General features: G+C 49.1%; 20 protein-coding genes. 8 read left to right on the forward strand and 12 right to left on the reverse strand.

Going from position 1 to position 24,973, the window contains the following annotated elements; all coding sequences use genetic code 11:
- Positions 1-204: 204 nt before the first annotated feature.
- Genes AWJ19_RS15135 through AWJ19_RS15145 form a run of 3 tightly spaced genes read right to left on the reverse strand, consistent with a single transcriptional unit; the run spans position 205 to position 3,385 of the window.
- Positions 205-1,281, reverse strand: coding sequence for a hypothetical protein (locus tag AWJ19_RS15135; RefSeq protein WP_082707908.1), 1,077 nt, complete (start codon positions 1,279-1,281; stop codon positions 205-207).
- A 60-nt stretch (positions 1,282-1,341) separates the two neighbouring features.
- Positions 1,342-2,724 (reverse strand): HAMP domain-containing sensor histidine kinase, encoded by a 1,383-nt coding sequence (locus tag AWJ19_RS15140; RefSeq protein ID WP_068722729.1) that lies wholly within the window; start codon positions 2,722-2,724, stop codon positions 1,342-1,344.
- A gap of 1 nt (position 2,725) precedes the next feature.
- A complete protein-coding gene (locus tag AWJ19_RS15145) occupies positions 2,726-3,385 on the reverse strand; it encodes a response regulator transcription factor (RefSeq protein WP_068722727.1) in 660 nt (219 codons plus the stop codon).
- A 174-nt stretch (positions 3,386-3,559) separates the two neighbouring features.
- On the opposite strand from AWJ19_RS15145, the gene AWJ19_RS15150 reads away from it, so the two are divergent.
- Positions 3,560-4,045 carry a MarR family transcriptional regulator gene (locus AWJ19_RS15150; RefSeq protein ID WP_068722725.1) on the forward strand — a complete coding sequence of 162 codons (486 nt, stop codon included), beginning with the start codon at positions 3,560-3,562 and terminating at the stop codon, positions 4,043-4,045.
- A gap of 156 nt (positions 4,046-4,201) precedes the next feature.
- Entirely contained in the window at positions 4,202-5,611 is a 1,410-nt protein-coding gene (locus AWJ19_RS15155) for a DHA2 family efflux MFS transporter permease subunit (RefSeq protein ID WP_068722723.1), read from the forward strand.
- A 32-nt stretch (positions 5,612-5,643) separates the two neighbouring features.
- Here AWJ19_RS15155 and AWJ19_RS15160 read toward each other — a convergent pair whose 3' ends face one another.
- A complete protein-coding gene (locus AWJ19_RS15160; RefSeq protein WP_068722721.1) occupies positions 5,644-6,444 on the reverse strand; it encodes an AraC family transcriptional regulator in 801 nt (266 codons plus the stop codon).
- A 253-nt stretch (positions 6,445-6,697) separates the two neighbouring features.
- Here AWJ19_RS15160 and AWJ19_RS15165 point away from each other — a divergent pair, with 253 nt between their 5' ends.
- Genes AWJ19_RS15165 through AWJ19_RS15175 form a run of 3 tightly spaced genes read left to right on the forward strand, consistent with a single transcriptional unit; the run spans position 6,698 to position 10,418 of the window.
- A complete protein-coding gene (locus tag AWJ19_RS15165) occupies positions 6,698-7,618 on the forward strand; it encodes an ABC transporter permease subunit (RefSeq protein ID WP_068722719.1) in 921 nt (306 codons plus the stop codon).
- Entirely contained in the window at positions 7,615-8,574 is a 960-nt protein-coding gene (locus tag AWJ19_RS15170; RefSeq protein WP_241781654.1) for a carbohydrate ABC transporter permease, read from the forward strand. Before AWJ19_RS15165 ends, AWJ19_RS15170 begins: the two co-directional genes overlap by 4 nt.
- Positions 8,575-8,627: 53 nt before the next feature.
- On the forward strand, positions 8,628-10,418 hold the full coding sequence (locus AWJ19_RS15175) for a hypothetical protein (RefSeq protein WP_068722717.1): 1,791 nt from the start codon (positions 8,628-8,630) through the stop codon (positions 10,416-10,418).
- Positions 10,419-10,485: 67 nt separating this feature from the next.
- Here AWJ19_RS15175 and AWJ19_RS15180 read toward each other — a convergent pair whose 3' ends face one another.
- The 7 genes from AWJ19_RS15180 to AWJ19_RS15210 all read right to left on the reverse strand — a co-directional run bounded on the left by AWJ19_RS15180 (position 10,486) and on the right by AWJ19_RS15210 (position 20,115).
- Positions 10,486-11,274, reverse strand: coding sequence for an alpha/beta hydrolase-fold protein (locus tag AWJ19_RS15180; RefSeq protein ID WP_068722715.1), 789 nt, complete (start codon positions 11,272-11,274; stop codon positions 10,486-10,488).
- 28 nt (positions 11,275-11,302) lie between these two features.
- Positions 11,303-12,730 (reverse strand): family 43 glycosylhydrolase, encoded by a 1,428-nt coding sequence (locus tag AWJ19_RS15185; protein WP_068722713.1) that lies wholly within the window; start codon positions 12,728-12,730, stop codon positions 11,303-11,305.
- A gap of 192 nt (positions 12,731-12,922) precedes the next feature.
- On the reverse strand, positions 12,923-13,840 hold the full coding sequence (locus AWJ19_RS15190; RefSeq protein WP_068722711.1) for a carbohydrate ABC transporter permease: 918 nt from the start codon (positions 13,838-13,840) through the stop codon (positions 12,923-12,925).
- Positions 13,841-13,861: 21 nt separating this feature from the next.
- A complete protein-coding gene (locus AWJ19_RS15195; RefSeq protein ID WP_068722745.1) occupies positions 13,862-14,836 on the reverse strand; it encodes an ABC transporter permease subunit in 975 nt (324 codons plus the stop codon).
- A 95-nt stretch (positions 14,837-14,931) separates the two neighbouring features.
- Entirely contained in the window at positions 14,932-16,641 is a 1,710-nt protein-coding gene (locus AWJ19_RS15200; protein ID WP_068722743.1) for an ABC transporter substrate-binding protein, read from the reverse strand.
- 110 nt (positions 16,642-16,751) lie between these two features.
- Positions 16,752-18,518 (reverse strand): sensor histidine kinase, encoded by a 1,767-nt coding sequence (locus AWJ19_RS15205; protein ID WP_128083537.1) that lies wholly within the window; start codon positions 18,516-18,518, stop codon positions 16,752-16,754.
- 25 nt (positions 18,519-18,543) lie between these two features.
- A complete protein-coding gene (locus tag AWJ19_RS15210; RefSeq protein ID WP_082707762.1) occupies positions 18,544-20,115 on the reverse strand; it encodes a response regulator transcription factor in 1,572 nt (523 codons plus the stop codon).
- A gap of 237 nt (positions 20,116-20,352) precedes the next feature.
- Here AWJ19_RS15210 and AWJ19_RS15215 point away from each other — a divergent pair, with 237 nt between their 5' ends.
- From AWJ19_RS15215 to AWJ19_RS15225, 3 genes are read left to right on the forward strand one after another with little or no spacing between them, the layout of a single operon-like run.
- Complete coding sequence (locus AWJ19_RS15215) at positions 20,353-21,309, forward strand: carbohydrate kinase (RefSeq protein ID WP_068722709.1); 957 nt, start codon at positions 20,353-20,355, stop codon at positions 21,307-21,309.
- An 11-nt stretch (positions 21,310-21,320) separates the two neighbouring features.
- A complete protein-coding gene (gtfA, locus tag AWJ19_RS15220) occupies positions 21,321-22,790 on the forward strand; it encodes a sucrose phosphorylase (protein WP_068722707.1) in 1,470 nt (489 codons plus the stop codon).
- A 28-nt stretch (positions 22,791-22,818) separates the two neighbouring features.
- Entirely contained in the window at positions 22,819-23,793 is a 975-nt protein-coding gene (locus AWJ19_RS15225) for a LacI family DNA-binding transcriptional regulator (RefSeq protein WP_068722705.1), read from the forward strand.
- 105 nt (positions 23,794-23,898) lie between these two features.
- On the opposite strand, the gene AWJ19_RS15230 is transcribed toward AWJ19_RS15225, so the two are convergent.
- Positions 23,899-24,837 carry a VanZ family protein gene (locus AWJ19_RS15230; RefSeq protein WP_082707761.1) on the reverse strand — a complete coding sequence of 313 codons (939 nt, stop codon included), beginning with the start codon at positions 24,835-24,837 and terminating at the stop codon, positions 23,899-23,901.
- Between the last annotated feature and the right edge of the window lie 136 nt (positions 24,838-24,973).

The following is a 24,973-nucleotide window of genomic DNA, read 5'->3' on the forward strand; positions in this document are numbered from 1 at the left end:
TTGATTTCCGGAAAATAGAGATAAAGCTCCAAAAATTAAAGAATCTGCTGTACAAAATACAGCAGATTCTGTCCTCAGACCGATTTAACCATGATCTGTTGTACAAAGTGCAACAGAATGTCTCCTCACCTCATACTTGATATGGCCGCAGCGCCATCTGCCCTCATGCTTGCCATAACCTCAGCAATGAGCGCCTGAGACTGCTCACTTCCCTGCCGCATCATAAATCAGGCAGCGCAAGGCCTGATTCGGATAACGGAGCTCTGCCGTATAGCTGCTCCCGTCTTCCAGCAGCAGCTTCACGGCGACCATCCCGCGCTTGTTGTTAACCGCGGTATCAGTCAGGCTTGCCTTGACGATTGCCCGCTTTTCCCCCTGCTTGTTCATCACGATCTGGGTAGCCTTGTGAATCCAGCTGGCATCCTTCGCAATGCGGTTTGCAGCTGCGTCATCAATGGGTGTTCTGTTCAGCACCCCATTGATGACCGTCGTATCCAGCACATCGCCGTTCTTGGCGTCAATAATCACGTGGTACTCCTGAAATTCCTTCCCCTGCCCGTGCAGGGTGCCGGCTTTGTATGGAGCCGAATGCACAGTCCAGGTTAGCTGCTTGTCCGCTCCTAGCTCAGCCAGAAGGGTCTTTGTCTCCAGCTTGGAAACATCGGCATCGAACAGTTTGTTTACACTTTCTGCAGCCAGCCGCTTCGCTTCAGTCTCGCTGATGTCCTGCGCCACGGGCGGGGCAGTCACATTGTGCCGGGCAGCGATATAATTCAGCCGGTAGGACCAGTCAATCAGCTGCAGCAGCTCTTCGTCAGTCATTGTCCGTTCCGGGTAGGTGTACGTGTGCGTCTCTAAATCCACATACACCTCTGCCTGTCCGGCCTTAAGCGGCAGCGGCTGCTCCGGGCGGAGCCCTTCATACACATATTTATCTTCCAGCACCAGTCTGCGTTTTATTTCTGCTTCGGTTATCTCCCTGCCCGAGATGCCGGGTTCAAGCCCGGGCTTATTGATGTAATCGTAAATCTGCTCAATCTGCGCTTCGCTCATATCTTTAAGCAGATCAGCTGTTACCGTAGATACCGGAGCCGGTGCTTCCACCTTCAATACAGGAATTGCACTTCCTGACGCTGCGGGCTGAACCTTGGCCTGAACGGCCGGACCGTTCCCTGCAATGACCTGCGAATTCACAATGCCGGGGACGAGAAAAGCACTTAAGGCAAGCACGCCTCCTGAGAATAGAACAACGGCTCCGGCATACATTTTCTTTTTGTTCAATTGAATGACCTCCATCGGGATCTGGGATGTTTAATCTGTCTATACCTTAATCCCGGGATGTTATAGAGTAGGAGGCCAGTTGTTATGGAGTTGTAAAATAAGCCGGATGCTTGTCCCTTGCCCGGGCACAGACTCCAGCTCAATCCGGGCCTGATGCGCCTCGGCAATCTGCCGGCATAAGGACAGACCAAGCCCGGCGTTACCGTACAGGCGCGAACGCGCCGGGTCTGCCCGGTAGAATGGCTCGAAGGCGCGTTTACTCTGCTCCGCCGTCATTCCGCTGCCGCTATCGCGCACCTCCAGCACAGCTTCTCCATTCTGCTCATAGGCGAGCAGGCGTATCGGACTGCCCGGCTGGGAGGCGTGAACCGCATTCTCGATCAGGTTCACCAGAAAGGATGCCAGCAGATCGGCATCTCCACGCACGGCTTGAATGGAGCTTTCTATCTCCAGCGGAATGCCGCGCTCTTTTAATCTATGCTCCTCTGTCTGCCTCACCGCCTCGAACAGACCGGATACCTCCACTTCGGAAAGTTCCAGAGGCTGGTGCCGGAGAACGGACAAATCCAGCAGCTTAAAGGCCAGATTCTTCAGCCGGACTGTTTCGCTCCAGATGTAACGGCCGGCCTTGATCTGTTCTTCCTGTCCGATGTTGGCCGAGGTAAGAAACTCCGCAAAGCCCTGCATGCTCGTCAGCGGTGTGCGCAGCTCATGGGCCAGATTATCGACCATCCGCTGCTTCTCCTCCGCCATATCGGAGAGCTCGGTCATGCGCTGCTCCACTGCAGCAGCCATCCGGTTGAAGTGAACCGCGAGCTCCCCGAATTCATCCCTGCTGCGCAGCTCCACCCGGTTCGAATAGTCGCCTTCGGCGATCGTGCGGGCGGTCTCTGACAGCTGCTTCAGAGGCTTCGTCAGCCGTCGGATCAGCAGGTAGAGCAGCAGCGCCAGCACCGGTCCGGCAATCCAGTTGATCAGCACGAAGAAACGGTTCAGCTCCTGCTGCTGGGCATATAGCCCGCTGATATCGCGGTTATAGGTCAGCTCCAGATCCTGGTACGGAGCAGGCAGCGGCATCGATAACCGGATTGCCTGTTCACCCACCTCATCCATGCCGCCAGCCTGGCCGCCTCGGGGGCTGGGATAAACCAATCTCCCATTCTCCCGCAGTTCAAGGCCGATTCCCTGGCCGCGGTAATAATCCCCGTACGACTGCGCCACGCTGGCCAGCAGGACAGGAGTAAGGGTATTGCCACGTGCACGGATCGAATCGAGATTTTCAAATATGTTGTTTGCGATTAACGTCTGCTCGCTCGCCGCCCGTCTGGTTTCGCTGTCCATATTCAGCTGCCAGCTTTTTTTCATCACCATAATGACACTTACATCAAGGGCAACAATAAAAAGAACAAGTACGGCGAGCAGAATCTTATGCCAGAACCGCATGCTAGACCTGAACCTCCAGGCGGTAGCCCAGCTTGAATACGGTTTTGATCCGCTCTTCCCAGCCCAGTTTTTTGCGCAGCTGACGGATATGGACATCTACAGTGCGGGTATCACCGGCAAAATCATAGCCCCAGGCCAGCTCCAGCAGCTTTTCCCTGGAAAGGGCAATATTACGGTTGCGGATCAGCACTTCGAGCAGCTCAAATTCCCTGGCAGTCAGATCGACCGATTGCTGGTCCACACGGACCTGCCGCTCCGCGAACCGCACCTCCACACCATCGCAGACAAACGCCGGCACTGCCTGTTCATTCCTGCGCAGCACGACATTAATGCGGGCCAGCAGCTCCAGCATTTCAAACGGCTTGATAATATAATCCTCCGCACCCAGCTCGAACCCCTTAATCCGGTCAGCCAGCGCATGTTTGGCCGTAATCAGAATTACCGGGATCTGCAAATGGGCAATCCGCTGCATCACTGCAAACCCGTCCAGTCCCGGAAGCATCACATCGAGCAGAATCAGATCCGCCCGCTCCTGCTCCAGCATGTCCGCCGCCTCCAGACCGTTATAAGCCTTGGCATACGTATGCCCGACCAGCTTAAGGTTCATCGTAATCAGGTCACTGATCGGCTGTTCATCCTCAACCACTAATATATGAGCCATCTGGTAGATATCCTCCTGAGCAAATCGTTAAGAAAATAATGTCTTGTTGAGTCTAGCATAACAGTCAATTTTTTGTAAAAAGATATTGTATGAACTAAAATCAAGTTATACTAATGTAATGCATTCTCTTTTAAAAACTCAATAATCTTATAACGCATACGGGGGCGACTAGCCATTAATAAACAGGATCAGGTCATGCTGCAGTTCCGGGACTTATTTAACAAGATGGCCTGGATTAATAAATCGAAGATGGAAGAGAGTCTCAGAGGCTGTAAGCCGTCCGAGGTTCACTGCATTGAATGTATCGAAAAAAATGCGGATTCCAATGTGACCAAGCTCGCGGAGTCCCTGTATATGACCAAAGGTGCCATCAGCAAATTAACCAAAAAGCTTACCGATAAAGGCCTTATCGAAAGCTACCGGAAGCAGGATAACAAGAAAGAGGTTTATTTCAAGCTGACTGAGCAGGGCAGAACCATATTTAATATACACGAGAAGCTGCACAACGAGTTCCGCGAGCGGGATCAAGCCGTATTTGAGCAGGTAACCGGGGAGCAATATGACAGTATGCTCAGCTTCATCGACAAGTACAGCCGGCATCTGGATGCCGAAATCAGGAAACAGGGTCTGGATATCAATAAGTCAGACAGCTTGGACTGATAACTATCTAAACCAACAGCAGCTCATATCTATAAAAGCAGCCCCCTTCTAATAAGAACGGGCTGTTTTTTATTGATCTTTTTTTGTTGACAAGGAAACTAAATCAGGTTATTGTTTTGTTGACAAGGAAACTAAATTACTTTTTAGGAGATTAACATGGCAAATGAAAATGTACAGACGGCAGCATTACCCAAAGAAATCCTCATTGCAGCCTGGGCCATAGCCCTTGGAGCAATCGCCCCGATGCTTGACTCTACAATGGTGAACATCGCTATAGATCAGCTAACCAGGGATTTTAACACAACCCTCCATATCATCCAGTGGGCGATTACAGGCTATGTTCTGGCCCTCGCGGTTGCGGTCCCCGTATCCGGCTGGTTGATGAATCAATTTAACGGTAAAAAAGTGTTCGTCGGCGCCGTTATCGCCTTTGGCGTCATTTCCGCTCTGGTGGGATTCAGCTGGGACATATCCAGCTTCATCTGCTTCCGTCTGCTGCAGGGCTTTAGCGCCGGAGTCATTACCACCCTGATGTTCACCCTTCTGGTCAAAACCGCAGGTCCGGACAATCTCGGCCGGGTCATGGCTATCGTCAGCACCCCGATGATCTTCGGCCCCATCCTGGGACCGGTAATCGGCGGCTTCATCGTGCAAGGGGCATCCTGGCACTGGATTTTCTTCATCAACGTGTTCGTTGTTATGATTGCAGCACCGCTGATGATGAAAAAGATCCCTGACTTCGAGCCCTTCAACAAAGAAAGTAAGCTCGATCTGTTCGGGATCCTTGTTCTGTCTTCTATGAGTGCAGCCCTGATCTACGGCATTACCACAGCAGCCGATCACGCCTCCTTCAATAACCGCGAAACCATGCTTTGGACCGGCATCGGTCTTGCCTTGGCTATTATCTATCTGGCATATAACCGGATCAGAAAAAATCAGACGGTACTTCCGCTGAATTTATTTGCCCATACAAGCTTCACAGCCTCCAGCATCGGCCTGTTCCTGGCCAACATTGCGATCATGGGCCCGATGCTGATTCTGCCCCTCTTCTTTCAGAACTTCCGTCATTTCACGGCAATCGAAACTGCCATCGCTCTGATCCCCCAGGGAGTCGGGATGCTTATTACCCGGCCTTTCCTTGGCAAAATGATCGATCAGATCGGTGCCAAATACGTGGTGCTCGTCAGCCTCGTCCTTTCCCTGATCGGATCAATCCCGCTAATCTTCATTACCGATACAACCAGCATGATCTGGATCTCCATCGTCCTGTTCGTCCGCGGGGCCAGCATCGGGGGCATCAGCCTCCCGTTAACGAGCGAGGCCTATACAGGACTAGACAGCAAGCAGCTTGCGGAAGCAGGCGTCGGGATTAACATTATTGAGAATCTTGGAGCAAGCTTCGGCTCTGCTGTCATCGCAACTGTTGTGGCAACAGTCATCCAAGGCCTGCAGCCAACGGTTGCTGACGGGTTAAAGGGTTATCATGCCGGGTTCCTGGTATCCACCGTTGTGCTGGCGTTTATTTTGATTCCGGGATTATTTTTGACAGATAAGAGAAGGGCTTAAAGGATGCCCTTTTTCGCCCCCTCTCTCCCCTTTTAATTGGAATCCGCCGGAAGATCCCGATTGGTAATGCCATCATTACCGCTTTGAAATTTTCCGGGAGATGATCCTGTAAATTGCTTGAACTGCCGGCAGAAATGCTCCACATTATGATACCCGCAATGAAAAGCGACTTCAGCGATGCTCAGGGTGTTGTGGAGCAGATATTCTTTTGCCAAACGGATTCTGCTGTTAATAACATCTTCTATACATGAGATGCCAAAGGTCTTTTTATATATACTCTGTAAATAACCTGCGCTTAGCTGCAGGGATTGAGCCATTTTTGAAACCGTCCAATGATCGCCCGGATTAGTCTGAATAGCAGTGCGGAGCTTCAACAGGTTATAGTATTGGGCCCGGAAGCCTTCATGATGATAAGACTCCAGCAGTTTATTGAAAAGCGTGCGCAACAAGCAATCAACGGAGGATTCCTTGTAGTCCCTGTTAAAGTTATGTTCAATGATCAAGAGTTCAAAAAGCTTGCTGCAGTACTCCGGATCATCGAGTGCAAACGGGACTCCGAACGGCAGTGTCGCTTTTGAAATGTAAGTCTCATCGGAAGAAAAACGAAGCCAGTCGTTAACGTATTGCCCCCCGCAGGCCCGGTAATAAATTTTCTGGTGAGCCTCATACAGGATGGCACAGTGTGCCGGGTATTCCTTCATATGCCCGTCAACCCAGAATTGGGCAGGGGTTTTGGTGATAACCAGCAGCCAGCACGGATGGCCCTGGGGAATATCGAATACGAAACTGCTCTCATGCGTTGCATCTGTCTCAATATAGTAAATCTGGTTCATCCGGCCCTCTCCTCCCGTTCCTGCCTTCTATTCAGCCCCCCGGTATTCTATATAATAGATTCCGCCTCCGGCAAAAACAACCGCTAACGAAGCAAATCAGGCCCCATCTAACAATAGATCAATAACCAGTGAGGATAGGTCATTGTTCGCAGGAAAATGAACCTTTATCATAAACCCATAGTTGTGTAAGCGTTAACAAAAAAAGAAAGACGGTTTTGTTGAACGCGCAAAATAGACACAAGGGGTGGATTGGATGACTGGTCCCAAATACAGTACGGGAAGCAGATCAGTAAGCAAATTTCTTTATATCCTGCCATTTATGATTTTACTGGCCGTCTTTGCCTATTATCCGCTATACGGATGGGTCTATGCCTTTTTCGACTATATGCCGCCCATCCCTTTGTCCAAGTCGCCTTTTGTCGGCTTTAAATGGTTTCACTCTCTGGTAGAAAATCAAGTCAAGATAGATCAGCTGCTGCAGGTGGTCAAAAACACGTTTGGTATAAGCGGACTGGGCATCCTGTTCTCCTGGCTTCCCATGATCTTTGCCATTTTCCTGACTGAAATAAAGGCGGTACGGTTCCGGAAATTTATTCAGACCGTTACCACTCTTCCCAACTTCATCAGCTGGGTATTGGTCTACTCTTTAGCCTTTACCATGTTTTCGAGTGAAGGCATCGTCAACGGCTTTTTGCATCAGATCGGGCTTATAGATTCGCCTGTGCTCTTCCTTCAGAGCTCGGAGCATGTCTGGATCACCCAATGGGTCTGGGTCACCTGGAAAACACTGGGCTGGTCAGCCATCCTGTACATTGCCGCCATTATGGGGATTGATGAATCTCTCTATGAGGCCGCTTATGTAGACGGGGCAACGAGAATGCAGGTTATACGGCATGTAGTGCTGCCTAGCATGCTGCCAACCTACTTCGTGCTTCTGATGCTCCAGATTGCAAGCTTCCTTAATAATGGCCTGGAGCAATATTTTGTGTTTCAAAATGCATTTAACAAGGAGAGTATTCAGGTCCTGGATCTCTATGTGTACAACCTGGCCATGGGTGGCGGAAGCTACTCCGTTTCGGTTGCCATCAGCATGCTCAAGAGCCTGATCAGTGTGGTGCTTCTCTTTTCCGTAAACGGACTTTCAAAATTACTGAGGGGAGAGGGCATCGTATGAGCAGCGTGGGAACGGAACCGGGAGCAAAGAGCAGCCGCCGCTTTTCCAGGAAAAGCAGAATGCAGGTCAGCACAGCCGACAAGCTGATCTCCATTACCATTTATGTGCTGTTCTCTCTGTTCACCTTCGTATGTATTTATCCCTTTTATTCCATCATCATCAATACGATCAGTGCAAACGATCTTAGCGCCAAAGGTGAGATAATCTTCCTTCCGAAGCAAGTTCATTTTCAGAATTATATTGATGTGTTCAAGATTCCCGGCTTATGGAATGCCTTTGTCATTTCATTAGGAAGAACGGTCATAGGCACCCTGCTGACAGTGGGAGCTTCTGCATTTCTGGGCTTCATGTTCTCCCAGGACGACATGTGGGGCAGAAAATTCTGGTACCGCTTCACGATCATCACCATGTTCTTCAATGCCGGTATTATTCCGTGGTATCTGACCATGCGGTCGCTGCATCTTACCAACAATTTTCTGGCATACATTCTGCCTTCCATCGTCGCCCCCTTCTTCATCATTCTGGTAAAAACCTTTGTGGAATCCACGCCGAAGGAATTGCAGCAGGCAGCCAGTATTGACGGAGCCGGAACGATGACAATCTTTTTCAAAATTATTCTGCCTATCAGCAAGCCTATTCTGGCGACCGTTGCGATCTTCTCGGCAGTGAACCAGTGGAACTCCTTTCAGGATACGCTGCTGCTGGTTACGGACAACAAGCTGTACAGCCTGCAGTTTATCCTCTACAACTACATCAATCAGGCCAGTTCACTGTCCACCATGGTTAACCTGCAGAATGCCGGATCAACGGCAATGGCAAGCCTCGCAACCAAGCAGACCACTACATCGATCCGCATGACAGTTACGATCATCGTTGTAGCGCCCATTCTTCTGGTCTATCCGTTTTTCCAGCGGTTTTTTGTGAAGGGAATTATAATCGGGGCTGTGAAAGGCTAAGGCCAAGCAGGGCGCCGTTATAATACAAGCTTACTACTTCAGGGGGGTTGTATATGAGTAAAAAGAATAAACTGCGCAGAAAGACCGTATTTGCACTCGCAGCCTGTATGCTTCTGGGAACAACAGCTTTGAGCGGATGCGGCGGGAATTCAGGCAATTCTGGGGCAGCAAACGCAACCGATTCTGCGAATCCGGCAAACCAGTCGGCAGACCCGGGGAACGGCCCCGATCATAGCAAACCGCTTACCATCACCGTGTTTAACAATGCGGCCAATTATCAGGGAGAGCAGACGGGCTGGTACGGAAAGCTGATCAAGGACAAATTTAATATCACACTGAATATTCTCTCCCCCCAGGTTGCAGGGGATCAGCTCTACAAAACAAGATCGGCAGCCGGGGATCTCGGTGATCTGCTGATTATTGACAACAGTCAGCTGGAGGAGCTGATACCTGCCGGACTTATCATGGATATTACCGACAAGGTCAAGAATACGCAGCACCTGTCCAAATATGTAGACCAGCATTTCCAGCCTTTTAATGCGGCCTTTGACAAAGTGAATCCGGACGGTAAAATTTACGGCTTGCCGACCTTTGTAGCCGATACCTCGCCGACCACCTTCTCGGAGGAAATCCCATATTCCAGCCCGCTCATGCCCTGGGATTATTATAAGGGGATCGGGTCGCCCAAGCTGAATAATCTGACTGACCTTTTGGATGCGCTGCAGCTTATGCACGAGAAATATCCGGCTACGGCTGACGGAAAACCTATCTCTCCTATTACACTATGGAAGGATTGGGATAACGGGAGCATGGAAAACGTCCGCTGGCTGAGCAACTGGTACGGCTATGAGCAGCCGGACGGAACCTCAACCATACAGCTGAATGCCAAGGGCGACATCGTTCCGCTCATTGATGATAACAGCATGTATAAGAAAATCCTCCAGTTTTATTTTGATGCCAACCAGAGAGGGCTTGTCGATCCGGATTCACCAACCCAGGACTGGAACAAGGTGTCCGAAAAATTGACCAATAAACAGGTGCTCCTGTTATGGTATTCATGGCAGAGAGGGTTCTATAACACGCCGCAAAGAGGCGCGCAGGGTGACGGAAATGTGGCTATTCCGATCGGCGACACCCATATTATTCAGAACAGTGATGCTTATTTCGGCAACGGACGCGTCTTTGCCATCGGCTCCAAAGCCAAAGATCCGGACCGTATTATGGAATTCATGGACTGGATGTCTTCCCCGGAAGGGCTGCGCTACTACACCAATGGTATGGAAGGCTTCAATTATGAAAAAACCGCGGACGGTAAATTTAAGCTGACTGAAGTCGGCCAGACCGCCTTCCAGGATAATACCCCTGTTCCCGACGAGTATGGCGGCGGCGGCTATCAGGATGGACAAAGCAAAATCAACAGCATGATTATCGGTGATTTTGCAGTGGATCCCGATACCGGCGAATTCTACAACAAGGACTACTGGAACGCAACAATAGAGGCTAATAAAACTACACTTACAACCGAATGGCAGAGTATGTTCAATGCCGTCAACCCGACTGATTATTATCAGAAAAATAATATGATTGATATTGTCCCTAATATCAATACGAGCCTCGGTACCGACTCTTCCGACATCAAGAATAAACGGAGCCAGATTTCCGATTATGTAAAGGATACCTCCTGGAAAATGATTTTCGCCAAAAATCAGACGGAATTCGACCAGCTGTGGACCAAGCTGAAATCGGATGTGAACGGTCTCGGCTGGACGGATGTGTTTGCTGCAGATACAGTGAAGGCCGAAAAAATCGTGAAATTGCGCGCAGAGGCAATGGCCAATAAATAAGCAGTAAACAAAGCAGGGCAGTGACTCTCCCGTTAACGGGAAATCACTGCCCTGTCTTCTTGCTTCATTAAAAGAGACGTTTAGCCAGCTGGTACAATCCGCTTTTCCAGACAGGCCAATCGTGATCGCCCTGCTCCTCCACCCAGATATGCGGTACAGCATGCTGCGACAGGTATTCGTGTGTCCTGTTGCTGACATGCTTCAGCGAATCCAGGTTCCCGCACGATATCCATAGCAGGTGCAGCAGCTCCGCAGTCCGCTTAGGCTCCGGAACCAGTATTTCAGGCTGTCTGGTGTTCGGCGCAGGAGAGAATGCCCCGATCCAGGCGAACTTGTCCAGATTGCCAAGCCCGATATTCAGGGCCTGCCCGCCGCCCATGGATAATCCGGCAATGGCCCGGTGCTGACGGTCCGTCAGGACCGGATAATTTGCTTCTATAAAAGGGATAAGATCCCCGAACAATTCCGCCTCAAACGTTTCGAACGCCCGGATCTTCTCTTCATCAAAAATATCCCCCTCCGCCCGGTCATCCCACATTGCTCTTCCATTGGGAAAAACGACGATCATCGGCCTAAGCATCCCGTCAGCATACAGATTATCAAGAATGATCTGAGGCATGCCATACGTGTACCACTCATTCTGATCTCCGCCGATTCCGTGCAGCAGATAAAGCACACTGTATTCCTGATCAGCTGAGTATCCGGGCGGTGTATATATCCTGGCTTGCCGGTTACGGCCTACCGTTCCAGAAGGGTATTCAATCACCTGAATCATTCCCCGGGCAATAGCTTCCCGTTCAGTGTCAAATCCAGCCGGAGCCTCTGACACTTCAAAATCCTGGATATTTCTGTTCATTGCTGCTCTCTCCTTCATTCAGCATAAGTTAATCCAGGGCAATTGAGGCAAGGCTGGCGCTTCCATTACCGGAAAAGGTGAAATACAGGGCCTGCTGCCCGTCAGGAATGCTGATTTCCGAGGCATATTCTGTCCAGACGTTGGTGAAGCCTACGGCAATATGCCCAAGGGCCGGTCCATCCCACGCTGTTTTCACTTCAAACACGCCCTGGCAATAGCCCCGCACCTTGATCCGCACCTTTTGAACGCCCTGGCAATCAAAATATTTAAACCCGGCGGTAGCCGAATCCGTCATGTTGGCAATATAACCGGTTTCCTCATCGCCGTCCCGCCCATCCTGCGTGATTTTCGGGAAGCGGCTGTCCATCCATGCCCCGGAACGGCCAAAGCCGCCGGTATACATTTCTTCTGCATTACAGAACAAGTGGCATGCCAAATATGCCGGATATTCCCCTCTACCTTCAAGCGGCCCCCGGTTAGGACCACAGGATGTCATTTCAACCTGGGGAATTGTTCCGTCTTCGAGGAAATGGATGGGCTCAAGACAGCCCTGCCGGGAAAACGCAGTTCCATTGGTGTGCCGGTGGTAAAAAATATACCAGGCTCCATCGACCTCTACGATGCTGCCGTGGTTATTACCTCCGTAATACATCGGTTTGGCAGCCGGCTTGTATGTACCAATATGAAGATCGCAGTTGCTTACGATGACTCCCTGGTACTCGAAGTTCTTCGTAGGATGTTTGCTGGTCGCATAACACAGCTCATGCATGGCAACCGAGGAATAGATGAGGTAATAGGTGTCTCCTCTCTTACGGATGGAAGGCGCTTCAAAGAACGCATGTCCTTCAAAAGCGGTTCCGGCAGCGTAGGGCTCACTCGGCGCGACAAATACAGGCTCCTCCCGGATGGTAAGCATATCGGGGCCTAATACCGTAGCCATGGCGCCGCTTCTCGACTTATCTCCCGGTGCGCAAAACCCGGTATATAAATAGGTAAGTTCACCTTCTGTAAGGACACCGGGATCGAACTGGGGCTCATCGCCTTCCCGTTCTCCGAGCCGTGTCCCGTCGGCATATTTCACATGGCCGTAGAAGCTGAATGCGCCGCAGGGCGTATCGCATACAGCCACCGATACGATGGGAAGCTTATCAAGCACGTAGTACAGATAATACCGCCCGTCTGGCCCGACAGTAACATCAGGGGCATACAGGCACATGCTTCCTTCCGGATTGAGGGGATCATCCGTGGAATGGTAAATGACCCCCTCATACCTCCAGTCAGCCAGGTTCTCCGCCGGGGCAGACCAGCTGACATAATCATTCAAGCAAAACACGTGTCCGTTAAACCGGTCATGCGAGCCGTAAATATACACCCGGCCTTCAAATACATAAGGCTCACCGTCAGGGATGTATTCCCATGAAGGAAGGTATGGATTTATTCCTTGCTTTTTTGCCACGTCATCCCGCCCTTTTTAATAGAAGATATCAATAGTCAATTCGATTATAGGTACACGGGAGGATTGAAGTCCATGACCTAAACTAACCGATCGTTGACCTATCCTCATATTCTTATAGTCTAAAAAAACAAAGAAAAAGCTGCCGAAAATTCCGGCAGCTTGAACAGTAAAGATAACGTGGCTTCCCTATCGTCAGCCCTTTACACCGCCGACCATCATGCCTTTGACGAAATATTTCTGCAGGAACGGATAGACCATAATGATAGGCACCGAAGCGACGATCGTCATCGTCGCCCGGACCGATAACGGCGTAACTGCACCCTGCTGCGATCCGTTCGCTCCGTTGATCATGCCGTCCATGCTTGAGGTACCTGCGCTGGCTGTGGAATTTTGCAGGATCTTCTGCAGCTCGTATTGCAGGGTGCTAAGGTTAATCTTCGAAGAATTGTACAGGAATACGTCAAACCATGAGTTCCACTGATAAACCCCTGAGAATAAGGCTACGGTAGCCAATACAGGCAGGGTTAGCGGAAGCACGATACTGATAAAGGTTTTGAAATCGCCGGCTCCGTCGATTTTCCCGGATTCGAGAATGCTCTCCGGCAAATTTTCTATAAAGGACCGGATAATGATCAGATTAAATACACCGATAAGGCCCGGCAGGATGTAGACCCAGAAGCTGCCGACGAGATTCATATCGCGCATCAGAAGGTAGTTTGGAATCAATCCTCCGTTAAAGTACATTGTCAGAATAAAGGCAATTGTAATGAATTTGCGCAGCACATAATCCTCCCGGCTGATTGTGTACGCCACCATGGCTGAACCCAGTACCGTAACAACTGTACCAATCACCGTGCGCAGAATGGAAATGAGAGTCGCATGGAAAATGGTTGCTTCTTTAAATACATACTGATAATTATCCAGGGTTAAAGCACGCGGGAACAGGTATATCCCGCCCTTGATCGAATCCTGCGCATCATTTAAAGAAACAGCAAGTATATTAATGAACGGATAGAGTGTAACGATCATCAGCAGAATCATAAAGATAAAGTTGCAAATCTCGAATACTCTATCGCCCCTGGATGTCCGGATCCGGTTTCTTTTCTCCACTTCAAATCCCTCCTTCTTCGTCTAGAACAGCCTGGACTCGCCAGCGCGTTTGGCAACGGAATTCGCCACGAACAGCAGAATAAAGCTGACGATCGTCTTAAACATGCCGGCTGCGATGGAAAGAGAGAAATTGCTCTGGGCAATCCCGTATTTCAGCACGAAAATATCGATATTCTCCGAATAGTCTACATTCATGCCGTTCCCCAGCAAATATTGCGGTTCGAATCCCGATTCCAGCAGATAGCCGATGTTCATTATAAGCAGTACGACAACAACACTTTTAATGCCCGGCAGCGTGATGTAGAACATCCGCTTGAACCGTCCTGCACCATCCATTTCTGCGGCTTCATACTGCGACGGATCGATGGTTGTCATAGCCGCCAGATACACAATCGTATTCCAGCCGATATCCTTCCAGACCGAGCTTGCCCCGAAGATTCCCCAGAAAAAATGCGGAATTCCGAGAAACAGGAACTCCTGCCCCTTGTCAATGAACCCTGCCCAGATCAGCAGCTGATTAATAATACCGTCCGGGGACAAGGTGGTTTGAATAATGCTTGCCGCCACCACCCAGGAAATAAAGTGGGGTAAATAGCTGACCGTCTGTACGATGCGCTTAAAGGCAACCTGACGGATTTCATTGAGTAGCAAGGCCAGTACGATGGCGGTTAAAAAACCCAGTATAAGATTAATCGAACTCATAGCAAGCGTATTGCGAAGCACCCGGAGGAACCGTTCGTCACCGAACAAAAATTTGAAGTGCGAAAAGCCGATCCATTTCTGATCCCAGAAGCCAAGCGCCGGGCGGTAATCCTGGAAAGCGATTGTCCAGCCCCATAGCGGCAGGTATTTAAATATAAACAGCCAGATCAAAAACGGAACCGACATAAACACGAGCACCCGCTGCTTCACCAGCTTGCTCAGAAACAGCCGAAGGCCTGCAGGCTTCTGGTCAGTCTTTGTTTGAGGCGTTGCCAGTATTGTTTTTGTATTCATCTCATTATCTCCTCCAGCCCCTGTACGGATTACCGAGGAAAAAGGGCAGCCGGCAGCCATAGCCGCGCCAATGCTCCGGCCGCCCTTCATCTCCTTTACTTGCTTGCTTTGCCCATATCTACTTTCTTCTTCACTTGCTCAGTAGTCCATTTTTCATAGCCGGCTGTATCCAGCTTGCCCCATTCCTTCTGGAAATCGCTCCAGATGGAATCAAATTTGTCCGGGGAGGAGAGAACCAGCTTCGGATAATATTTTTTGGTCAGCTCATCTTTATTAGTCTCCCACATCAATTCCGGTGAATTCTGCTCCTTTACGAAGCCCCATGCCGGATACCACGGACGGTCGATCGGTTTGGCGAACATTTGGGTATAGGTCTGGGCGTCATATTTGGCCAGGATTTCTTTATCCTTTTCGGTGAGGCTCATCTGGAATACTTCCGGCTGATAACCTACGCCTTTGGCATTGCCGTCAGACAGCGTTGAGTTGCCGCCATAGCTTGGCCAGTTCCAGCTGTAATACTTAAAGCCGAATTTCTCGTTAAAGGCCTCGTCGATTTTGTTGATCTGTTCCTGGGTCCGGTAATAGCGGCCTTCTTCATTGACTTCATAGGTTTCGCCTTTGATGCCCCAGGAGATAAGAATCTGATTTTCTTCCTTCAGCATATTGTCAAAATACTGGATGATCCGCTCCGGATTCTTAGCGCTGACAGTAATTCCGACCCCGCGGTTGGTAACCAGGCCGCCAGGACCATCAACATAAGCATCGGATATACTTTCGTCAAAGGTAACCGGCAGAGGGAAGTAATTGTAGCCGTCGAGCGACGGGTCCTTCCGGGCTGCATCCTTCAGCACATTCAGCGCGGTCTGTACCTGCCAGCGGTAATCGAAGAACCCGAGCACCTTATGGGAAGTCAGCTTGGCAATGTATTGATCGTAGTTATCGACGAAGGAGGCTTTGTCAAACATCCCCTTCGAATTGAGCGTATTCAGAGCCTGCAGCCATTGTTTGGCTCCGTCTGATCCGGAATAGGTTGTGGCCTCGAGTGTAGCCGGGTCGACCATCACGTTACCGTCATTCGGATATCCCAGCAGATGCATCGGCGGGTTGGCGGTGGCAAAAAATCTCCAGTCATGGGTAAGCGACACCATGCCGGTCAGTCCTTCATCCTTATGCTTCGCCGCATAATTCTCAATCAGTTCCATATATTGATCCAGCGTCTTGATCTTTGGATATCCTGCTTCATCCAGCACCCGGCGCTGTACCCAGAAGGCTGCTGTCGGTTCGGGGTCCGGCACAAACTCGCCGACCTGGGCGGACAATGGCAGGAAATACAATTTGCCGTCTGCGGAACGCATCTGGTCAAGGTCGTCGCCGTAAACGCGCTTGATGTTCGGTCCGTACTTCTCGATCAGATCGTCGAGCGGAATAAACGCGCCGGCGTTCAATACCTCTTCTATAGCCGCGTCGGGAATCAGCACATCCGGATATTCGTTAGCGGCAATCATGGTTCCTATCTTGGTGTTCAGGTCGCCGACGAGAAACTCCAGCTTGAAGTTGGTGCCTGTCTGATCCTCCAGCATTTTGCCGATCGTCGTCTCATTGGTATTTCCATCCTTAGAGCCGGCAACACCGTTAAAGATCGTATACGTAACCTTGTCCTTTTTGACTTCCTCAGTGCCGGTATTGGCACTGTTCGTTGAATCGGGCTTGCTGGTTGTTTCTGCACCGGCGTTGTTCCCGTTATTCCCGGAACAGGCTGTTGCCAAAGATGACAATAGAAGCATTGCAAGACTTAGACGAAGCATTTTTGTTGTTTTCAAAGCCTTTCCCCCTCGTTATCAATTCCTTGCTTCTCCATTATAAAAGCGATTACATTTCCTGATTACCCTCAAGAATATAGGCCGTACTGTAGAAATTATTGTTCCTTTTCACCTGAATCGGGTAATCTTGGAATCCGCAGCTCGATCTCTGTTCCCTGCCCGGGAGCACTGTTCACCGAAAAATGGAATCCTGCACCGTATATCAATTTGGCGCGGTAGATTACATTTTGAATGCCGATCCGTTCGCCCATAATTTCATTGGTTTCAAGGTAGCTGTACAGCTTGCCGATTTGCCTCTCGTTCATCCCTGTCCCGTTATCCCTGATTGTAAAAATCAGATTCCGGTCCTTCATTGTAATGGTAATTTGAATTCGTCCGCCCTGTTTTAACGGCTCGATGCCGTGAATGCTGGCATTCTCCACAAAAGGCAGAAACAGCATCTTGGGCAGCTTGCAGGCATAGGCCTCCGGCTGCACATCAAGCGAATAGTCAATGCGGTCCTCGAAGCGGTATTTCTGGATATCGAGGAAGCAGATGATAAATTCCAGCTCTTCCCGGACTGTAATCATATCTTTATTCCAGGTGAGCGAGCTGCGGAAAATCTTCGCCATGCTGTGAATCATGACCGCTGTTTCGTTCTCGTCCTTCAGAAGACTGCGCATCCGGATCGTCTCCAGGGCATTGAACAGAAAATGGGGATTGATCTGGCTTTGCAGCGCATTAAGCTGCGCTTTGCTGCGCTCCAGCTCCAGGGATTTCTTTTGGATCTCGGCTATGTACACATCATCGATCAAGGATTTGATCTGCAGAATCATCCGGTTGAAGCCCAGACTGAGTTGGCCGATCTCATCCCGGAAGTCGGTAACCGGAATCACTTCGAAATTTTGGCTGCGCACCTTCTTCATATGTTTCAGGATTTTAACAATGCGGACATTGAAGGACCGGGTGATGATGACAATAACGAGGGTAGGGAGAATCATCATGAGACAGGCCGATATCAGAATGAAGTCTCGGGATTTCCTTACCTCCCGGATTACTTCGTTCTCGTCCACCGTTCCAATGATACTCCAGCCTTCCAGGTAACTGACCCCGCTGTACCGGCTTGAGAATTTGATCCGGTCGCTCGACCGGATCGTACTGAAGGCTGTCTCATCCGAGGTCTTCCAGTCGATGGAGGAATCGGTGGTATACTCGATGTCGCCCGAGGGATTCAGCAGATAGACCGCGCCCTGCATGTTCAGATTATTAAAGATTTCGCCGATGTCGATAGTCTTGAAATCGATCTTGACGACCTTCTCCTTGTTTAGCCTTCCAGAGTAATAATCCATTTTCCGGATGAGCGAAAATCCTTGGAACCGGCCGTTTTCGCTTACGGTCCTGGTAAAGATCGGATGGGAGGTGTCGTTGGCCAATGCCTGCCTGTACCATGCTTCCTCTCTTAATTCATCTGACAGGTAGCCGATATTTCCCGAGTGTAACAAGGTATCGTTATCGACATAAATCGTCACGTTCTGTAATGAGAAGGATAGCGGGGTATAGTTGTTGAGCATACGCCGTAAGTACGAGTCGTAAACCTCCAGATAATCAGCCGCATTCGCAAAATTCCGGTCCAGAATTTCATTCGTGCTTAAATCGGCATAAAAAAAGGAAGACAGCCCAACCGCATTATCAACCTGCTCGCGGAAATCGTTGCTGATCTGCTCGATGGTCCGGTCGATGTCACGGATCCGCTGATTTCGCACATTCTCTGTTATGGCATTGTAGAACAGAAGATTCGTAAGCACGATTGGAATAAACACGCACAGAAAATAGATCAACAGCATTTTGTTGCGCATCCTTATATGATTGAGCAGCCTGTCCACTTTCTTCCTCTCCTCCTTATGCAGCTTACCGGCTAATGATGCGGTTGCGGTACTCGGTCGGTGTCATTTGCTCCAGCTTTTCAAACTGGGTAACAAAATAATCAGCATTGCTGAATCCAACCTTCTGGGCTATTTCATAGATCCGCATATCGCTTTGCCGGAGCAGGCGTTTGGCTTCCGTAATACGGAGCTGCTGCAGATATTCATTGAAATAGCTTCCGTAGGTTTTCTTGAATAATTGGCCCAGATAGGCAGAATTCATATAAAACCGGGCAGCTATCTCCTTTAGCGTAATGGATTCATGATAATGCTCGTCGACGTAGCATTTGATCTTCTGGATACCGCCCTTGCACTGGTTCTGACTCAGCTGTCCCAGGAGTCCGGCCGCTTCACGGGCAAACAGCGTAAAAATCCGCGTGATTTCCCCCAGTGTGATATTCCGGTCGTACCAGCCGACCGCAGCCTCCAGATAAGCCAGTTCCTTTTCATCGCCTTCCAGAGTCTGGATCGATTTCAGTATGCCCAGCACACATTGGGTGACTGCCGCCTTCATCGCCTCCGGGGAGAAGCTTTTTTCCTGCATAAAATGAAACAGATGGTTTATTTGTTCAACCAGCATCTTCTCATCGTTCTCTTCTACCGCATCAATCAGCTTACGGTACAGTTCATCCTCCAAATGCCGGTAGTTCAGCACCCGGCCCGAAATATCCTCATATGCAATGACGGACTGCGCCGGTATGAGGTATTTGTGCTGCTGGACTTCCTTGGCTCCGAGATAGGAATGTTTGATATCCTTTAATGAAGGAACACCGGGCCCGGCATAGATACGGAACGGACAGGAAAAGGCGGTGCCGATCCGTCCGGCAAGCTCCGCCAGGAACGCGCCGGTATCCCCGCCGAAGGAGCGGGCATACAGATCAGGTACAACCAGTCCATATGTCTGGTGATGCTCATACAGTACAGGCTCGAACACCGTTCCCGAGGCTGCGTGGACAGCTTCACGGATCCCCTTGCGCAGCATATCCTTGGCCGGCAGTATATACCCGTTCCAGGGAAGGATATCATTCCACTCAAGCAGGGCGTAGGTAAACGTCTGCACGGCTTCACCTTCCCATGGAGCCTTCCAGGCAGCATCGCTCAAGACGTTCTCCTCTCCCCGGATCAACGCTTCTATCCAGCTCTGGTCCAGACCAACCTGGGTACGGGCCTTGTGCCGTTCCTTTTCCTCCAGCCGCTCCTTTAGCTTGCCTAGCGTTTTTTCGAAGTCCTCCTGATCAATCGGCTTGAGTACATAATCGAAGGCACCGTAGCGCACAGCCTGCCGGGCATACTCGAACTCATTGTATCCGCTGACAATGATAAATTCCGTATCCAGCTTTTCAAGCACAGCGGCACGAATCAGGCCAATCCCGTCGATAACCGGCATCCGGATATCCGTAACCACCAGATCAGGTTTGTGCTCGCGGATCATAGCCAGCGCATCCTCTCCGTTATCGGCCTCTCCGCTCACCACATATCCGCTGCGCTCCCAGTCAATCATTTTGATCAATCCTTTGCGCACAAACAATTCATCGTCAACAATAAGCGCAGTAAACATCGCCAGCACCTCTCTTTCGGGTATAGTGGGTTGCCTTTCTTTTATGCTAACCTCCAGAATGCTTCTATGACCAGAGTCATTATCAAAAAAAGGGCAACATCTATACTTTTCAGGGAAAGCACTATAATTTGTATGGGTTGACTAAATGCCCTGAACAATATGTCAAACGATTGACATGTCAAACCTTTAACATATACAATTAGGCTAATCTTTAATCTTGCTTCAGGGAGGAGCTATATGCTCAATTTAGATGAAAAAGTCAATTTCCAGCCGAAAAGCTATGACCTGTTAGCCGTCGGAGAAATCCTTGTTGATCTGATATCAACTACGTATGATGAGGATTCTTCAGGCGGCACTTATCAACGATTTTTTGGGGGGTCCCCCTCTAACATCGCAATGAATGCAACAAAACTCGGAATCCGTTCGGCAGTAGCATCAACGGTCGGAGAAGACAGCCTGGGAGCTTTTCTTAAGTCGCAGCTGCAAAAGGCAGGAATGAATACAGACTCCATTCAAACCGTACAAGAGGCTACAAGTGTGGTAATGCTGACAAAAAGCAAATCGACACCCGTACCCATTTTTTACAGGGGGGCGGATTATAAGCTGGCCTATACCACAGAACTCGAACAGCGGCTTGTAAATTCCAAGATCCTGCATTTTTCCTGCTGGCCAATCTCCAGAGCTCCTGCCCGCCAGACCCTTGAAAAAGCAATAAGCATTGCACAGGACAATGGGATGCTTATTTGCTTTGACCCTAATTATCATGAAAAGCTATGGGAAGCAGGAGAAGACGGGATCCGCCATGTAAAATCATTTATAGCAAAAAGCGATATTATTAAACCCTCTGAAGATGATGCTGAGCGCCTGTTCGGCAAAGGTTCACCCGAAAAGTATATTGAGCAATTTCTTGAGCTGGGAGCCAAACTGGTGATTTTGACCTTGGGCAAGGACGGTGCGGTGGTGTCCGACGGCAAAACCAGCGAAGCTTTCCCTTCCTTGGCAACAGAAGTGGTGGATACCACCGGAGCTGGGGATGCTTTTTGGTCAGGATTATATGCAGGCATTATAAAGGGATTAACCATTCGTGAATCTGTTCGCACAGGACTCGGTGTAAGTGCTTTTAAATTACAATTCGCAGGAGCTGTAGTAGATTTGCCCAAGCTTGAGGTCATCGGCTCTTTATACGGAATTTAGGAGGAGTAATCATGTCATTAAAAAACCAGGTTCAACTGATAACTTATCCCGACTCGCTGGGCGGAGATTTAAAGGCTCTGAAGGAGGTACTCTATTCCCGGTTCGCTGAACTTTTTAAAGGCGGCGTGCATATTCTCCCTCCGTTCCCTTCTTCAGGCGACAGAGGTTTTGCCCCGCTTACTTACCTTGAAATTGACCAGAGGTTCGGAACATGGGAGGATATCCGTGAAATCGGAGAGCAATTTGATGTCCTCGTTGATCTAATGGTCAATCATATTTCGCAGAAATCGGAATATTTCCAGGACTTCCTGAAGTCTGGCCGCAGCTCACAATATTCCGACCTGTTCCTCACCCTGGATAAGCTCTGGGAAGACGGGCAGCCCGTGCAGGAGGATATTGACAAGATGTTTTTGCGCAGACCCCTGCCCTACTCCACCTTCCAGATTGGGGATAACGATACACAGGAAAGCGTATGGACTACTTTTGGAAAAACAGACCCTTCAGAACAGATTGACCTGGACATCCGATCGGAAATGACAAAGCAGCTTTTGGCCTCATTCTTCCGGAATTTCAAAAAATATAATATCAAGATTGTCCGGCTGGATGCGGTCGGCTACGTTATCAAGAAGCTGGGAACAAGCTGCTTCTTTGTTGAACCGGATATTTATGATTTTCTTGATTGGATCATGGAGCTTGCCGAATCCTTAGATATTGAGCTGCTTCCAGAAGTGCACTCCCATCACTCTATCCAGTATAAATTGGCAGAGCACGGTTATTGGATTTATGATTTTATATTACCGTACCGCATTCTCGAAGCGATAACTAACCAGTCCAGCACAGCACTGTGCGATTATTTGCAGACCCGGCCTGCCAAACAGTTCACAATGCTCGATTGTCATGACGGTATACCTGTCAAACCGGATTTGGATGGTCTGCTTGATACGAAGGAGGCAAAAAAGCTCGTAGATACCTGTATAGAGAGAGGCTCTAATCTGAGCCTGATTCTGTCGGAGGAGCATAAGGGTGAAGATGGCTTCGATGTCCATCAGATCCGCTGTACCTATTATTCCGTTCTTGATCGCGATGATGATGCTTACCTTGCTGCAAGAGCCATTCAATTTTTCGCTCCAGGTATTCCGCAGGTATATTATGTCGGACTGCTTGCCGGTGAAAATGATTATGAACGGGCAAAAGCAACCGGAGACGGCCGTGAGATAAACCGTCACAACTATACCCTTGAAGAAATCGACCAATCCTTGCAAAAACCTGTCGTACAGCGGCTTCTAAAGCTTATCCGGTTCCGTAACAGCTATGCGGCATTTGACGGTAAGTTTGAAGTTAAGGTATCATCAACGGAAGAAGTCAGGCTGCGCTGGGATTATAATGACCAATACTGCGAACTGCTCGTTGACCTTAATACCAAGCGAACTACTATTCAATACATTGATGATACTAACAGCGTGATTGAATATACTGTCTGATTAACAATAGAAATGTAGAGGACAATATATGGCAACCATACACGATGTGGCGAAGAGAGCGGGAGTGTCCGTCACTACCGTCTCCCGGGTACTGAACAACCGGGGATACATCAGTCAGAAAACCCGGCAGATTGTTTATGATACGATGGAAGAGCTTAACTATCAGCCCAACGATCTTGCCCGCTCCCTGCTGAGCAAGCAATCAAACGTCATCGGCTTAATCATTCCCAATGTTTCTCATCCTTTTTTTGGAGAGTTTGCCTATGCGGTAGAGCAATATGCATACGAACAAGGCTGCAAGCTGCTATTGTGCAACTCACAGCTGGATCCGGTCAAGGAGCGGGAATACCTGAAAATGATGAAGGGCAACCAGGTAAACGGGATCATAATGGGAAGCCATACATTGGATACTGAAAGCTACCTTAATCTTAATTATCCGATTGTGACCGTTGACCGCCTGATCACAGGATTTCCGTATGTTGCATCGGATAATGAGCTGGGAGGCCGCCTGGCAGCTGAATTGCTGATCAGCAAAGGCTGCCGGAAGCTTGTCCATATTTGCGGGAACCAGTCTCTGGATATGCTATCCAATCTCAGAACGAAAGGATTCATGTCGGTTGTAAAAAAGGCAGGAATCGAAACAGTCATTCTTGAAACGAAAATGAATGTATTTGACCGTGAGGAGTACGAATATCTAATAACTAATATGTTTGCGGACCACCCTGATCTGGATGGTGTATTCGCCACCAGTGACATTATTGCCGGACATGTAATCAGAAAATGCAGACAGCTGGGCAAAACCGTTCCCGGCCAAATAAAAATTGTCGGCTACGACGACGTCAGCCTTGCGTCCTGGTCCTCCCCTGGCATCACTACGGTCAAACAGCCTATTGAGGATATGGGACGTATGGCAGTAAATCTAATTCAGCAGCAGATGAGTTCCGAGCCGATTGTTTACGAGAATATTCTTCCGGTCGAGCTGATTGAGCGGGAGACGACTTAGCTTTATCTGAAAAGTACGCTAGCAGCGTACTTTTTTTATGTACGGCGGCGATAGCTGTACGCTGGACTTACACTTCCTGTATTTAATTGAACCAAATCTATGAAATCAGTTCCACAAATATTGCATTTTCCTGTACCCGACATCCCATATTTTCAGGTTTCCCTCAATGGTTATCGTGAGCTCGCCTCCCGACTCAACAGGAATTTCAAACAGCGAAGGGAAAAGCTCCGGGTTACTGCGTTGAACTTCTCCAGAGCTGGTTAATATTTCACGTCCATCGACGGAAAGGCTGATGCTTCCGGAATAATCGGAAGGTTCTGGTATTCCGTAATAAAAGGAGAAGGTCATCTTCTCTTTATACTTATAAGTAAACGTTTCTGAGTGTCCGTCTTCGGCGCCATACATATTAAACTGCGGTTCTACGTTTTGCGCACCTATTTTAAAGCTGCTTATCCGGTTACCTGTCACTACATTTCCGGAGCTGTCTGACAATTCGTTTACCGCCACAAAGGGGCCTTCCACCTTGGTAAATGCTTTATCCATAATCCCGGATAATCCCCATACAATTAAAAATAAAACAACGGAGGAAATAACCGTCTTTACAATATTCAGCCCGCCATTGTTTGAACGTACACCAAGCTTGTACGCACCAAAACCGATTGCTGCGCCTAATGTGTTCAGAAGGGCATCGTTAATATCGAAGCTCCCGAGAAGCGTAAGCGCCTGTATGGTTTCGGCCACGATGATTAACAGAAAGAACAATGTAATGAAGCGGGCAAAGGTCAGCCGATATAGCCATGGAAATAATATACCGAAAGGGATAAAGGCTACGAGGTTTCCGAATCCCACCAGATCCATGAGGGTAGGATGCAGGAGATCAGACATGCCTGGCAGCCTGAAGGGATGGTCGGGTGTAAAAATAAAAACGTATTCTGTGATACGCTCAGAGGCACCCATTCTGCCGAAGGCGAAAAACATAAAATATAGAACTACAAGTGTATAGAGTATGGTTGCGGTTAAGATCATTTTACGTTGTTTTGTCATGATTGACTCCTTTGGGTGTTCGTCTTGATCCATTATCTACTCTCTTCTAATGTTAATGTAAAGATAGCAGTAAACCTAGAACCGATCCTCATTATTATACTTTTTTACAAATAGTATTCAAAACAAAAAACCTTGA

Origin of the sequence: Paenibacillus sp. DMB5, assembly GCF_001517085.1 — a bacterium.
Lineage (GTDB): Bacteria > Bacillota > Bacilli > Paenibacillales > Paenibacillaceae > Paenibacillus_AQ.

Coding starts and splice junctions, on each gene's coding strand:
- AWJ19_RS15140 (WP_068722729.1), bottom strand. CDS start 2,724: ATGCGGTTCTGGCATAAGATTCTGCTCGCCGTACTTGTTCTTTTTATT.
- AWJ19_RS15145 (WP_068722727.1), bottom strand. CDS start 3,385: ATGGCTCATATATTAGTGGTTGAGGATGAACAGCCGATCAGTGACCTG.
- AWJ19_RS15155 (WP_068722723.1), top strand. CDS start 4,202: ATGGCAAATGAAAATGTACAGACGGCAGCATTACCCAAAGAAATCCTC.
- AWJ19_RS15160 (WP_068722721.1), bottom strand. CDS start 6,444: ATGAACCAGATTTACTATATTGAGACAGATGCAACGCATGAGAGCAGT.
- AWJ19_RS15165 (WP_068722719.1), top strand. CDS start 6,698: ATGACTGGTCCCAAATACAGTACGGGAAGCAGATCAGTAAGCAAATTT.
- AWJ19_RS15170 (WP_241781654.1), top strand. CDS start 7,615: ATGAGCAGCGTGGGAACGGAACCGGGAGCAAAGAGCAGCCGCCGCTTT.
- AWJ19_RS15175 (WP_068722717.1), top strand. CDS start 8,628: ATGAGTAAAAAGAATAAACTGCGCAGAAAGACCGTATTTGCACTCGCA.
- AWJ19_RS15180 (WP_068722715.1), bottom strand. CDS start 11,274: ATGAACAGAAATATCCAGGATTTTGAAGTGTCAGAGGCTCCGGCTGGA.
- AWJ19_RS15195 (WP_068722745.1), bottom strand. CDS start 14,836: ATGAATACAAAAACAATACTGGCAACGCCTCAAACAAAGACTGACCAG.
- AWJ19_RS15200 (WP_068722743.1), bottom strand. CDS start 16,641: ATGCTTCGTCTAAGTCTTGCAATGCTTCTATTGTCATCTTTGGCAACA.
- AWJ19_RS15210 (WP_082707762.1), bottom strand. CDS start 20,115: ATGTTTACTGCGCTTATTGTTGACGATGAATTGTTTGTGCGCAAAGGA.
- AWJ19_RS15215 (WP_068722709.1), top strand. CDS start 20,353: ATGCTCAATTTAGATGAAAAAGTCAATTTCCAGCCGAAAAGCTATGAC.
- gtfA (WP_068722707.1), top strand. CDS start 21,321: ATGTCATTAAAAAACCAGGTTCAACTGATAACTTATCCCGACTCGCTG.
- AWJ19_RS15225 (WP_068722705.1), top strand. CDS start 22,819: ATGGCAACCATACACGATGTGGCGAAGAGAGCGGGAGTGTCCGTCACT.
- AWJ19_RS15230 (WP_082707761.1), bottom strand. CDS start 24,837: ATGACAAAACAACGTAAAATGATCTTAACCGCAACCATACTCTATACA.